At 38.4% G+C, this 14,076-nt stretch carries 12 protein-coding genes; 11 read left to right on the forward strand and 1 reads right to left on the reverse strand.

What is annotated here, in order from left to right:
* Positions 1-82: 82 nt before the first annotated feature.
* Both MKY78_RS14540 and MKY78_RS14545 read left to right on the forward strand, forming a co-directional pair.
* A complete protein-coding gene (locus MKY78_RS14540; RefSeq protein WP_339213654.1) occupies positions 83-814 on the forward strand; it encodes an FAD-dependent oxidoreductase in 732 nt (243 codons plus the stop codon).
* A gap of 32 nt (positions 815-846) precedes the next feature.
* The gene (locus MKY78_RS14545) at positions 847-1,410 is read left to right on the forward strand and encodes a BBE domain-containing protein (RefSeq protein WP_339213656.1); all 564 of its coding nucleotides are present in this window, start codon (positions 847-849) and stop codon (positions 1,408-1,410) included.
* Between the two features lie 47 nt (positions 1,411-1,457).
* On the opposite strand, the gene MKY78_RS14550 is transcribed toward MKY78_RS14545, so the two are convergent.
* Positions 1,458-3,482 (reverse strand): LuxR C-terminal-related transcriptional regulator, encoded by a 2,025-nt coding sequence (locus MKY78_RS14550; protein ID WP_339213657.1) that lies wholly within the window; start codon positions 3,480-3,482, stop codon positions 1,458-1,460.
* Between the two features lie 182 nt (positions 3,483-3,664).
* Here MKY78_RS14550 and MKY78_RS14555 point away from each other — a divergent pair, with 182 nt between their 5' ends.
* From MKY78_RS14555 to asnB, 9 genes are all read left to right on the forward strand, one after another.
* Positions 3,665-3,862: an alpha/beta-type small acid-soluble spore protein gene (locus MKY78_RS14555; protein ID WP_186870426.1), complete on the forward strand. Its 198-nt coding sequence runs from the start codon at positions 3,665-3,667 to the stop codon at positions 3,860-3,862.
* A 158-nt stretch (positions 3,863-4,020) separates the two neighbouring features.
* Positions 4,021-5,622 (forward strand): sensor histidine kinase, encoded by a 1,602-nt coding sequence (locus MKY78_RS14560; RefSeq protein WP_339213659.1) that lies wholly within the window; start codon positions 4,021-4,023, stop codon positions 5,620-5,622.
* Positions 5,615-6,298 carry a response regulator gene (locus MKY78_RS14565; protein WP_339213661.1) on the forward strand — a complete coding sequence of 228 codons (684 nt, stop codon included), beginning with the start codon at positions 5,615-5,617 and terminating at the stop codon, positions 6,296-6,298. The genes MKY78_RS14560 and MKY78_RS14565 overlap by 8 nt, the downstream gene beginning before the upstream one ends.
* Positions 6,299-6,452: 154 nt before the next feature.
* Positions 6,453-7,457, forward strand: coding sequence for a tripartite tricarboxylate transporter substrate binding protein (locus MKY78_RS14570; protein WP_339213662.1), 1,005 nt, complete (start codon positions 6,453-6,455; stop codon positions 7,455-7,457).
* An 82-nt stretch (positions 7,458-7,539) separates the two neighbouring features.
* A complete protein-coding gene (locus MKY78_RS14575) occupies positions 7,540-7,998 on the forward strand; it encodes a tripartite tricarboxylate transporter TctB family protein (RefSeq protein WP_339213663.1) in 459 nt (152 codons plus the stop codon).
* A 12-nt stretch (positions 7,999-8,010) separates the two neighbouring features.
* Positions 8,011-9,507 carry a tripartite tricarboxylate transporter permease gene (locus tag MKY78_RS14580; RefSeq protein ID WP_339213664.1) on the forward strand — a complete coding sequence of 499 codons (1,497 nt, stop codon included), beginning with the start codon at positions 8,011-8,013 and terminating at the stop codon, positions 9,505-9,507.
* 202 nt (positions 9,508-9,709) lie between these two features.
* A complete protein-coding gene (locus MKY78_RS14585) occupies positions 9,710-10,429 on the forward strand; it encodes a gamma-glutamyl-gamma-aminobutyrate hydrolase family protein (RefSeq protein ID WP_339213665.1) in 720 nt (239 codons plus the stop codon).
* Positions 10,430-10,544: 115 nt separating this feature from the next.
* Positions 10,545-11,498 carry a dipeptidase gene (locus MKY78_RS14590; protein WP_339213667.1) on the forward strand — a complete coding sequence of 318 codons (954 nt, stop codon included), beginning with the start codon at positions 10,545-10,547 and terminating at the stop codon, positions 11,496-11,498.
* 589 nt (positions 11,499-12,087) lie between these two features.
* Positions 12,088-13,932, forward strand: a complete 1,845-nt coding sequence (gene asnB, locus MKY78_RS14595) for an asparagine synthase (glutamine-hydrolyzing) (protein WP_339217923.1) — start codon at positions 12,088-12,090, stop codon at positions 13,930-13,932.
* The last annotated feature ends 144 nt before the right edge of the window (positions 13,933-14,076 follow it).

The raw sequence follows: 14,076 nt of genomic DNA on the forward strand, positions 1-14,076 counted from the left end.
GTCTTAACAGGGGTGTAAAAGTTCTAACTACGAAATGCGGAGTAGGTGTACCCTATCGTTACTAGTAAATGGAGGAATTTTCATGGGTCAAGATATCGAACAAAAGTCTGGCCGGAAAATTGAATGTGATCACCCTTTATATCATTTGAAACGAAAAGTATGGAATTCTCATGTTGACCGATATCCCGCTATAATCTTTGAATGCCAGCATGTTCAAGATGTACTGGATGCTGTCCATTATGCCAATGAACATGGATTAAAGGTTAGTGTAAGAGGTGGAGGCTTTCATCCAGCAGGGAGAACGGTTAAAGATAATGCGGTGCTCATAGATGTCTCCCAGATGAATGAGATTCAAGTAGACGAAATAAGTAAAATAGCCATTATTGAAGCTGGCGCGATAACAAGAGAGGTAGATAAGATAACACAAGAATATGGATTGGCAGTTCCGTTAGCGATGAACTCTCAAATTGGTATTTCAGGCCTTGCATTAGGTGGTGGTATCGGACATTTGAGAGGTAAATATGGACTGACAAGTGACAATATAGTCGGGGTTCACCTTGTCACCGGAGAAGGCCAATTACTTTACGTTAATAAATTCGAACATCCAGCGCTTTTTTGGGCAATTCGAGGTGCTGGCGCTAATTTCGGTGTTGTAACGAAATTTGAATTTCAATTACATCCTGTCGGTCAATATATTCTAGGCATCGATGTTGTTTATGATTATAAAGATTGTAAACAAATACTAGAAAAAGCGAAAGCTATCGCCAGCAGGCGGTTGAGGATATCTCATTTAATATTATCATCACAAAATTGAACCAAGACCATCAATATGTCAGGTTGGTTGGGATGTATGTCGGAGAGTTAAATCTAAAGACAGAGCAGGAAATAATTCAACCGTTATTGGAGCTAGCTACACCACTTACTGACAATACGGAAATCACCTTGTATCGTGACATGCATTGTAAATTTGATTCGTATATTCGCGAGGGGTTTACGTTCGAAGGGATTTCTTTATTCTTTAATGAATTACATCCAAATGTTATTCAACTGCTTATGGATGAAGTAAATAACAGTGAATTACTCGTCGTTATTCATCTTGTCGAGCTGCATGGTAAAGTAAACCAAATCCCGCATCAAGAAACAGCATTTTATATTCGTGATGCGAGCTATCTCGTAGTAATTGAAGCGGAGATTAGTAGCGATCCATCAAAAACGCAAACATGGTTCGATAATTTATATGAAAAGCTTCTTCCTTATTCTTATCATCAAATCTCTTATTTAAATAGCTCACAGGTTAACGAGGAAGTAATTCGAAACACCTATCGAACCATTGCGGATAAATTAGTAGTGCTTAAAAAGGAGTATGACCCGAATAATCTCTTTTGCTCAGAGCATAATTTAATCGATTAAAGCGAAAGACGTCATCCAAAGAATTCAGGCTCTTGGAGACGTCTTTTCTATAGAATATCCATCATTTTCTTTAAGAAATGGCTTCTATTTCGGACATTTGCTTTATGATATATCCTGCTTAGACTTTTTTTGACCGTGATTTGGGCAATGAATAATTCACTAGCAATTTCAGCAATCGTTTTGTTTTCTAAAATCAATTTTGTAATATCCTGTTCCCTTTCCGTTAAGGAGAACTTTTCTGCTAAAATATCTAACTTCTGTTGTTGCGTGATATCGTGTAGGAATTGCTTGAGATATGGTAGTAGCCTCGGTCCACTTAAATCCAATAAGAATGTCGGGGTAGGGCCATCTGTTTGAAAATCACGATGCTCTGCCCCTGGAACGGTTTGAAATCCAAATTTGTATAGCAAATCCTGATAGAATCGTAAAGGGGTGGATGTAGCAATTTTTCCACCTGAAAAGATTAATGGTAAGAGACTATATAATAAAAAGGAACGGGCAGAATTATCTGTTGGATCTTTATATTCTTGGTAACGGATATAATATCCGGCAGTCTTTTCTACTGGTACATTATAAAATTCTGTTTCTTCCCTGGTCAAATTACCAAAATATGCACTAGAAACAGGCTGAGTTGCAAGGAAAGGTAATGTCTGTTCGTTAACTGGAACAATAACAGATATACCAATTACCTCATCGTGTATATTTTTTAGTAGGCTTGAACCACTATAGCCGATTTTTTTGATGTATGCAGGTCCAACTAATTCCAGCTCATGTTGTTTATGTACAACTGGTGATTGGAATTGGAAGGAATGGTTAGTTGTTCGATTGAAATAATGAGTCTTTGTCATGGTTGGATTATTTTTTAGATAGGCAAAAAAATCCTCTACAGCATGAAAATTATGGTCGCCAATCGGTTCTAAATACATAGCGTTATCAAAGGCATCGTGAAAGAAGACCGATTGAATAACATCATCTCCAAGATGATAAAAAAAAGAAGCAATATCTTCTTCCGTTGGTCGTTTGGCAATTCGATGGTAATAAAAATCAATAATCTTTTTATTTATTCGTTCATATTGGTTGGGATTACGTTGTTGGAGTTCTATCCGAATAGCATCACGAACTAAATCATGTATACTCCATCCCCTGCGAGACCGTTTTACAAATGATAGGGAGGTAAGTTCGTAGAATTCCTGATTAGGTATTTCACGATTGAGTACCTCGGATAGACAATGTTGATCAAATTGATGAAACATGGCAGCAGCTTCTACCATTCTTGTTAACCCTTCATTGGTTACCTCTCTTAACCATCTTTTGGTAAGGGTAGTCAAAATATCTATGTTATTGTTAAAACTTTGATTATGCTCTTCTTCTGAGAGATTAATTATAGTAGCAAGTGTTAATAGTAATGGATTACCTTTTGTAAACTCCCATATTTTTCTTATTTCTTGATTATTATTAAAACCATTTAGTTCCAGTAAATTACTTGTTTCCTCCACGGTAAAGGGTTCTAATTTTATCTGTCTAGTAATTTTTCTCCATGCAGGGGATTCCAGCCATTCTCCGATTAATGGTTTTCTTCCTGCTAGAATAATCGTGACACTTGGATGTAAATATCGAATAAAGGTATTTCGAAACCAACGTTCTAACTCCATTTGTTCAAATGTATCTATTGTAATGATTACTCGACATTGAAACCGATCAATTAGAGAAAGACAATCTTGTAAGCTTATTTGTGGTGAATAGTTCAATGGTTCGTTTTGATGACAAGCCAAAGCTTGATATAGATGATCAATAAACCCTTGAACGTTTTGTACAAAGTCCTGACTATCGAGCAGGAAAAAAGGAATCTGTTTTTGTTTTGCAACTCTAGCAAATTCATGTAATAAATAGGTTTTACCGATTCCACCTTCACCATAAAAATGGATGATTTTTTGATCTGGATTGTCTGCTTGAATATACTCTTGAAAGAAAGTTAATTCCTTACTTCTACCGATAAAATATTTTTCCTCTACATTTTGAATCAGTTCGTTGATACGCTCTTCGCTTTCTGTAGCATCTTCATAAACGTTCAATCATGTAGCCCCCAATACTTGTGATTTATATTAGAAGAGTCTTATTATTAAAAATATAGAGTAGTGGAAAAGTGCTGTCAAGCTTATGTTAACTTCAACAAAAGTATAATAAGTAATCATTATTCGCACCCTAATAGGGAACAGAATCTTCTGTTCCATTACCCACAAGGGAGTGATCGGTTTTGGCTAGAAACAATAATAAATTGTTAGTGCCTGGTGCAAGGAATGCAATTGACCAAATGAAAGAGGAAATTGCAAATGAACTTGGTGTTCAGCCTGGTGCGGACACAACTGCACGTGAAAACGGATCCGTGGGTGGCGAGATGGTCAAACGAATGATCAAAATCGCTGAACAGAGTATGCAAAACGGGAACAAGTAGTATGCTCTGGAAAGGGGCTTCCATTATGGAGGCCCCTTTTTAAATGGTTTTATCGTACGTTACAATCAAATTGTACATTACTTCACGTAATCTTCAGTATTTAAATAACACTATGAATATGGTGAATTTAGAATATTAATGCTCTAGGGTGGTGCTTCTTGCAGAAAATATCCTTACAATCCAAAATACTAGTGTTAATTATTAGTTTAATTACGTTTATTACAATTTCTCTTATCGGTATTTTCGCCTATTTAGAGTCAAAGGATACAGAGAGACATATTGGGGAGCGTGCTTTAAATGCCGCAATGACGATATCCATCATACCAACTGTAGTGGAAGCGTTTGAACTGGAAAGTCCATCAGAGGTTCTCCAACCAATCGCGGAAGAAATTAGAGAGGTAATTGGGGCAGAGTTTATTGTGATTGGAAATGCAGATAGTATTCGTTATGCACATCCAGATGTAGAGAGAATTGGGGAACGGATGGTTGGTGGTGATAATGATCGAGCGTTAATCAATGGAGAATATTATATTTCCAAAGCAGATGGTAGCTTAGGTCCATCACTAAGAGGAAAAGCTCCAGTTTTCAATCAGGATGGAGAAGTAGTTGGCATTATTTCTGTTGGATTTATGCTCGATGATATTCGAGCGATTATTTATAATAGCTTACAAAAATTTAGTGGCTCGGCAGTAGTGATTATAATGTTGGGGATCATTGGCAGTGTGATGCTTGCCCGTAATATACGAAAAGACACGTTCGGTCTAGAACCTTATCAAATAGCATCATTGTTTCAGGATAGAAGTGCTATTTTGTCATCGATAAAAGAAGGGATCATTGCAATAGATTCTCATGGAAGAATTACGGTTATGAATGAATCTGCCCAGAAGATACTTAGATTAATCGATAATTATACGAATAAAAGAGTTGAAGAAGTGTTTCCTAATACTAAAATGTATGACGTTTTAAAATCAGGGAAGGCAGTCAAAGATGATGAAATGGTGTTAAATAACCGTCTTGTAATTGTTAATCGAACACCGATACTGGATGAGAAGCAAAACGTAGTTGGAGTGGTAGCGAGCTTTCGGGATAAAACAGAAATTAATGAAATGCTCAATACGCTATCAGAAGTAAGAAAATACTCAGAAGATCTACGGGCACAAACCCACGAGTATACGAATAAACTCTATGTCCTATCTGGACTGTTACAATTAGGACATTATAAAGAAGCAATTGATCTAATCCAACTAGAATCAAAGGCAACGATTCATGCTAATAGAATATTAATGGAACAGATAAAGGACCGAACAATACAAGCAATATTGTTGGGCAAGATGGGGAAAGCGTCGGAGAAGAAGGTTGAGTTTAAAGTAGATGGAAACAGTTATATTAGCGAGTTGCCTAAGCATATAGATATGGCCAAGATGATTTCCATTCTAGGAAATTTACTAGATAATGCATTGGAGGTAGTCGAGAAAAAGGAAAAGAAAGAAGTTACTTTTTTTGGGACAGATATAGGAACGGATATTGTCTTCGAGATAGCGGATTCTGGTGATGGTGTACCAGATAAGAATGTACAAAAGCTATTCGAACTAGGTTATTCCAGCAAGAATGATGTAGAAAGAGGATATGGTCTAGCCATTGTTAAGGATACGGTGGAGGAGCTAGGCGGCCAAATTGAAGTTCATAATCAACCAAGTGGGGGAGCAGTGTTTTCCGTATTTATTCCAAAACAAGGAAAATCGGGGGAAGAATATGATTAATGTTGTCATAGTGGAAGATGATTTTCGAATCGCTAAAATTCATGAGGCGTTTATTGGAAAGGTTTCGGGCTTTCGGGTAGTTGGCAAAGCATTAAATGGAGAGACAGCCATCCAGCTAATAGCTGAGAAGCGTGTAGATTTAGTAATCTTAGATGTCTACTTGCCAGATATTCTCGGAGCGAATCTAATCGATACGATTCGAGAAACAAATTCACATATTGATTTTATTATGGTTACGGCGGCTACGGAAACAGATTTGGTGGGTGAAATCATTCGAAATGGCGTGTTTGACTATATTATTAAGCCAGTAAAAATGGAACGGTTTATTGAGACATTGGAACGCTACCGGGAAATGATGGAAAACCTCGAGAGGAAAAAGGAGGTTGATCAATCATTTTTAGATAAGTACTTTGGCCACCAATCGGCTACATTAGACCAGAAAGAAACCCCTAAAGGAATTGATCCATTAACATTAGAGAAGGTATCCGACATTATAAACTCGTTAAAAGGGGGAATAACAGCAGAAGAGATGGGAGCAAAGATAGGTGCATCACGTACCACTGCTAGAAGATATTTAGAGTATCTAATTTCGGTAGGAGAAGTAGCGGCGGAATTAGAATATGGGATTGTGGGACGACCTGAAAGAAAATATCATGTAGTAAACAAGGGAGACTGATTAATGGCGACAGTCTCTTTTCTGTGAACAAAATGAACACAATGTATTTTTTTATTTTTTTATTCATTATTTTGAAAACGGTTACATTTAATTGGTAGTGAATTATAGTGGAAAACAAGCACTGATTTTTCAGAATTTTAAGGGGGATATAAATATGAAGAAGTATGTAGCATTTTTTTCAATTGTTATCTTAGTAACGATTCTTGCTGCTTGTTCGGCGAATAACACTTCTGGGGATAATGAATCGGGAGAGTTTGAGCCAGATAGAGCCATTGAAATGGTTGCACCAGCTGGAGCAGGTGGTGGCTGGGATACAACAGCAAGGATGGCTGCTAAAGTATTTAGTGAAGCAGGAATTATGGATGAAAGTATTGGCTTAATTAATAAGCCTGGTGGCGGTGGTGCTGTCGGTTGGGCATATGTTGCAGGACAGGATGGAAGCAACCATCACTTATTTGTTGCATCACCACCTATTATTCTAGTTCCATTAAACGGACAATCAGAATATGGGTATGATGACTTCACACCGATTGCTAATGTTATTGCCGATTATGGAGCGTTCGCTGTTCGAGCAGACGCACCATGGGATAACTTAAATGAATTGTTTCAAGATATGAAAGCGGATCCAGAGAGTATTTCGGTAGTTGGAACATCCTCACCAGGTAGTATGGACCATATCCAATTCGTACAGATTGCCAAGGCAGCAGGTGTTGACATTACGAAAGTTAAATATGTTACCGACCCGGATGGCGTTGGGTTAACCCAGTTATTAAATGGTAGTGTTGAAGTATTTTCAACTGGTGTTGCGGAAACAGTAGAACAAGTAAAAGCTGGGACTATTAAGGTTCTTGGTATTACGGCAGAAGAAAGATTATCTGGAGAAGTTCTAGAAGATTTCCCAACTGCGATGGAGCAAGGAATTGACGCTTCATTTGTTAACTGGCGTGGGTTCTTTGGACCACCAAATATGGATGAGGAAGCAGTTGCTTACTATGAAGCAAAATTTAAGGAGTTAAGTGAATCAGAGGAATTTGCTACGATTCGTCACCAATATGGCTGGGATGAAATGTTCTTAGGTACGGAAGATTATAAGGCTTTCTTAGATGAGCAAAATGATACTGTTCAAATCTTATTAGATGAGCTAGGACTAAGTCAGTAAAATAGCTATTTTGTGAAGTCAATGATTCCCATGTCATTGACTTCCACCGTTTATTTTTTATTTATATAGAGGTGGTGAAAGTATGTTTAAATCATTAAACCAACGAGTAAGTCTAGTATTACTAGTGCTTGCCACTTTATATCTCATACTAGCTTATCAATTACCTTCCTTTTCCTATTCAATTGTCGATGCTGATGTAGTGCCAAAGGGATTAGGGTTTTTATTGATTGCACTATCGATTGGGTTATTTTTTACGAAGGATTCCGAAACGGAGGAGCAAAAAGCACGTAGAAATATACCTAAAAAAGATATTGGGGTATTACTAGCTGTTTTCGCATTTGTATTCTTATATATATTCTTCTTAGAAATATTAGGATTTGTTGTAACAACCACTATATTTGTATTCGGTTGTTCGTGGTTCTTAGGATATAAAAAACATCTTACGAATGGACTTGTAGCTATTTTGTTTCCTCTATTCATGTACCTCTTATTTACTAATTTTCTAAAGATAAATCTACCACAAGGAATATTGCCGTTCTAAAGGAGGGAGCATATGGGATCGATTGAAGGTATTTTAGCTGGTTTTCAAGTAGCCTTAAGTCTTGAAGGGATTATGTTCGTTTTAATTGGGGTTCTCGTTGGAACATTTATTGGTATGCTGCCTGGTCTCGGACCAATTAGTGCTATTGCAGTTATGATTCCAATAACATTTGGAATGGATCCAGCTCCAGCCCTTGTTATGATGGCGGGTGTCTATTATGGTGCGGTATTTGGTGGCTCTACTTCCTCTATTTTATTAAACGCACCAGGTGTATCTGGAGCGGTTGCAACATCTTTTGATGGGTATCCAATGGCACAGCAAGGAAAAGCGGGAAAAGCATTAGCGATTGCAGCTATTTCCTCCTTCGTCGGTGGTACAATTAGTGTTGTATTACTTATGATTTTCGCACCGGTCCTTTCAAGTGTAGCGATATCGTTTGATCCGCCGGCCTATTTTGCATTAATGTTCTTAGGTCTAACCGCTATTACGAGTTTATCAGAAGGCTCTACTATTAAGGCGTTGATTTCAGCTGTAATTGGCTTTATGGTTGTAACGATTGGGATTGATGCACAAACTGGGACCCAACGTTTTACATTTGGAAATGTTAATTTACTAGAGGGGATTGACTTTTTAGTTATTGCTCTTGGACTATTTGCGCTTGCTGAGGTTTGTACACTGATTATTAAGCGGAAGGATTTATCCTTTGATAATAAACATAAGCTAGGAAGTCTAAAGGTTACGAAACAAGAATTTAAAGAGATGAAAGGACCGATGACGAGACAATCTTTTCTAGGCTTTGTTCTCGGTGTCCTACCAGGTGCCGGAGCAACGATTGCTTCCTTTATCGGTTATATTACTGAAAAACGTCTTTCTAAAAAGCCAGAAGAGTTTGGAAAGGGTTCGGTCAGAGGCCTTGCAGCACCAGAAGCAGCGAATAATGCAGCGACAAGTGGTGCGTTTGTCCCGTTATTAAGTTTAGGAATTCCTGGTTCAGGTACAACTGCTGTTATGCTAGGGGCTTTTCTAGTATTGAATGTTCAACCAGGACCACTGTTAATGACCGATCGTCCAGAGATTTTTTGGGGCATTATTGCTAGTATGTATGTCGGTAATGTATTTCTATTAATCTTAAATCTACCATTGATTCCGTACATCTCTAAAATACTAAAAATACCACGCCCATTACTAATCTCCTTGGTCATCATGTTTAGTATTATTGGGGTGTATGCAATTAGTTTTAACACCTTTGATTTGTATATGCTGCTCATATTTGGGGTTATCGGATTCTTAATGCGACTATTCTCCTTCCCGGCACCACCGTTTATTCTAGCATTTATTTTAGGTGGTATGATGGAGCAAGCATTTAGACAATCACTAACCATTTCTAACGGAAGCTATATGGTCTTTGTCAATAGCCCGATAGCGTTAACATTATTAATTCTAGGTTTATTATCATTCCTGTTCCCAATCATAGGGCATTTTCGTCGTAAACGGAAAGAAGTAAGCTAGGGGGTTTTACTCCCCATTATAAGCTCCTCATGACGCTATCCCGAAAGTTAAATCAAGCTTGAAAGGGATTAGTGGCTAAAGGAGCTTTTTGCATAGCTGTCTAATAAAAGATAGAAAACTTTATCTTTTCTAAAAAATAGTCCCATTATATGACAAGGAAGTGTATCATAGTAATCAAAAGAGTTACGAGGAGGATGCCAAAATGAAACCGTTAATTGGTGTGATTACTTCGACAGACCTTGATGGAGATGTATATTATGAAGGAAAAGATAATGTAAATGCTATTTTAAAAGCTGGTGGAGTCCCAGTTTTACTTCCTTACTACGAGCAGGAGGAAGAGGTAACAGTGATAGCGGGGATGATAGATGGGCTTTATGCGACTGGCGGATACGATATTGATCCAACTTTGTTTGGGGAAGAACCACATCCGAAGCTTGGGACAATCTTACCAGAACGAGATACATTTGAAATATCGATCATGAAGAAAATGCTGGAGTTGGAAAAACCGATTCTTGGGGTTTGTCGTGGAAGTCAAACATTAAACATTGCATTAGGTGGGGATATGTATCAGGATATTTATGCACAAATTTCAAGTCCGTTACTACAGCACCGGCAGAATGCGCCGAAATACTACGGATCCCATTTTGTTCGGGTTAAGGAGGGTTCCCTTTTGCATCGCTTAACAGGTAAAACGGAACTAAGGGTAAATAGTAGACATCATCAAGCAAATCGAAACGTACGTAATCCCCTTCAAGTATGTGCAACCGCCAGTGATGGGGTTATCGAAGCAATTGAAAGTACAGAACACGAGTTTGTTCTTGCACTCCAATGGCATCCAGAAAATATGTTTATGGCGAATGACACGCCCTCTGCGGCAATATTTAACGGTTTTGTTTCCGCTTGTAAGAAAAACTTGTCTTAAGGGAAATGCGGTAGTGCTGCCAATACTGGCAGGGAAAATGCTTTTGTTAAGATGAATCTAGTCATGCTACAAAGGGAATGTGTAATATTTTTCATATAGAGAAAGGATCATTAAATTGAATATAATCGATACCCATTGTGACGCTTTATTAAAAATACAATATTCCAAAAGACAATATGATAAGAAGCCACTTCAGTTTAAGGACGCACAGGAGTTAAATACGAATCTTGTGTTTCTTAAAAAAGGAAAGGTGAAGGTACAGTTTTTTGCTATTTTTATTATGCCGGACATTCCTGTCGAAGCAAAATGGCAGCAAGCCCTTGAGCAAATTGATATTTTTTATACCGATATTCTTGAAGCAAATCCAGAGATGAAGCATATTAAAGAATGGCAAGATATAAAGAAGTTAAAAGATGGAGAAATCGGTGCAGTATTAACACTTGAAGGGGCAGATGCCTTTGGTAATGATTTAGCAAAGCTCCGACTGCTTTACCGCTTAGGTGTCATGTCCATTGGCCTTACATGGAATAATGCTAATTTATGTGCCGATGGTGTGGAAGAACCTAGAGGTGCGGGACTTACTGCATTTGGTAAAGAGGTTGTCCAATTAAATAATGAGCACGGTGTATTGACAGATGTTTCCCACTTATCTGTGAAAGCTTTTTGGGATGTAATGGAACTAGCAAAATATCCAATAGCAAGTCATTCCAATGCGTATAGCCTCTGTTCACATCCCCGTAATTTAAATAATGAACAGATTAAAGCGATGTTTGAACGGGATGCGATGATTGATGTTGTATTTTGGCCTCCTTTTATTAACCATGAGCGTCAAGAGGGGACTATAGAAGATGTCATTCGCCATATTGACTATCTATGTGAGCTCGGTGGCGTACGGAACATCGGGTTTGGATCAGACTTTGACGGTATCTCATCCTTTATCACAGATTTAGAAGACGCCTCAAAATATCAAAATTTAATAAATGAATTATTAAAACAATATTCAGAGGACGAAGTTAAAGGTTTCGCCTATCGAAATTTTATCAATCGATATGTGAATGTAATTGATTAATGTATTTAGCTTTAATGACTTAAGCTTGCGTCCTGGCGCAGGTGATTCGTGGATAGAAGAGGTGGGGGGAGATGAGCTAATCTGCGGGTACATGGGCCTGAAGTGAGGCGGGGTGCGCCCGATTCGCGGGTACATGAGCCCGAAGTGAGGGGGATGCGCCCGAACCGCGGGTACATGAGCCCGAGGTGAGGGGAGATGAGCCCAATTCGCGGGTACATGGGCCTGAAGTGAGGGGGGATGGTCCCACCCCGCGGGAACATGAGCCCAAAACGGAAGAAGATAGTCCCATCCCCCGAGAACATGCGCCCAAAACAAGGGGAGATGGTCCCACACCCGCAGAACATGAGCCCAAAGAGGAAGAAGATGAGCCCAAACTACAAATTACCGCCCCCCACCCCACCCAAACTTGCACATTGCACCCCAAACAAATTATCCAAATCTTTTCATGCATAGAAAACCCTTCCAATCATATAATGTTATGTTGTTTGTCATGTGCGTTTATTTGTTTGCATATGATGATATGTGGCCTATTTTTCCTGATTACAGGGAAAATACCGGTGCAATTAATTCATTAGGAGTGAATGCAGCGATGTGTGGGATAACCGGTATTGTGAGTTGGAATAATTTTGTGCGTGAAGAAAAGGAAATACTTCAACGTATGACAGATACGTTGTCATTAAGAGGTCCAGATGATACGAATCTTTGGTTAAATACTTTTGTGGGATTTGGACATAAGCGATTGGCGGTTGTGGATTTAGAAGGTGGGAAACAGCCAATGCAAAAGAAAGCTGGTGGCAATACGTATACACTTGTCTATAATGGTGAGTTATATAATACAGAGGAATTAAGAAAAGAGCTTTTAAATCGAGGTTATACGTTTCAGACAACTTCTGATACAGAAGTATTACTCACTTCCTATATCGAGTGGAAGGAAGAATGTGTAGATTATCTTAATGGAATCTATGCCTTTGGGATATGGGATGATGCCAGACAGCAGCTATTAATGTCACGTGATCGAATAGGGGTAAAACCTTTATTTTATTTTGAAGATGAGAGTCGTTTTCTTTTTGGGTCGGAAATAAAGGCGATATTGGCTCATGATAGTGTAAAAGCAGAAGTTGATTATAGTGGCTTAGCAGAAATTTTTGGATTAGGTCCATCAAGAACTCCTGGTCATGGGATTTTTAAACATATGAAAGAGTTGCGTGCAGGACATTCACTAACCTATTCAAAGGATGGGTTAAAGATTTGGCGTTACTGGAATGTGGAGAGCAGAGAGCATACGGATTCTATTGAAGAGACGATTCAGCGTGTAAGAGAACTATTTGTTGATGCAGTACAGCGACAGTTAGTAGCCGATGTCCCGGTATCTACTTTCTTATCAGGTGGTGTGGATTCTAGTGCGATTACCGCAGTAGCATCGGAGTATTTTAAGGAAAATGGGAGAGGGACACTAACTACTTTTTCGATTGATTATGAAGGAAATGATAAACACTTTGTCGCTAGTAAATTTCAGCCTTCCAGTGATAAACCATTTATAGACAAAATGGTGCAAGCTTTTGAAACAGCTCATCATGACGAGGTAATTTCTGGGGAAGAGTTGGCGCATTACTTAAAAGAAGCGGTTATACTACGTGATCAACCAGGAATGGCGGATATTGATTCCTCTTTACTTTGGTTCTGTAAGCAAGTGAAGAAGCATACAACGGTAAGCTTATCTGGTGAATGTGCGGATGAGATATTTGGTGGATATCCATGGTTCCATGACCCGGATTCGGCGGAGGACGGCTTCCCATGGGTACGTTCCCTTGATTCTAGAATTGATTTATTAAAGCCAAAATGGCAAGAAAAGCTTGATTTAAAGACATATGTGCATGACCGGTACCGGGAGACAATTGAAGAAACTCCTCGATTAGATGGAGAAGGGGAGCAGGATGCAAGAAGAAGAGAATTATTCTATTTAAATATGCATTGGTTTATGCAACAGCTTCTTGATCGGAAGGATCGGATGAGTATGGGGGCGAGTCTAGAGGTTCGGGTTCCGTTTGCTGATCATCATTTAGTAGAATACATTTGGAATATTCCTTGGGAGATGAAGATGTATAATAATCGAGAAAAAGGAATTTTGCGTAAGGCTTTAGAAGGAGTTTTACCAGATGAGATTTTATACCGTAAGAAAAGTCCTTATCCAAAGACCTTCCAGCCTGAATATACACAGCAAGTAATAAACTGGATGAAGGAAATACTTTCGGATAAGGATGCACCATTATTCGAATTTCTAGATAAAAAGAAGGTCGAAGCAATTGTTCAAAGTGAAGGAAAGGAATTTAAAGATCCTTGGTATGGTCAATTGATGAAAGGACCACAACTGATTGCTCATCTGTGTCAAATTGATTATTGGTTAAGGACATATCAGGTTAACATAACGGAATAGCTAGTAAAAAAAGTGAATCATCTTTTAAAATGGTTCACTTTTTTTATAAAGAAAATGAACCAAGCCATCCTATGAGAAAATAAACGCATCCACTTTATGTACCACAAGACAAGAATTTTCTAATAAACAAGGACGAGCTACTAC

The organism is Ornithinibacillus sp. FSL M8-0202 (assembly GCF_037975285.1).
Lineage (GTDB): Bacteria > Bacillota > Bacilli > Bacillales > Amphibacillaceae > Ornithinibacillus > Ornithinibacillus massiliensis.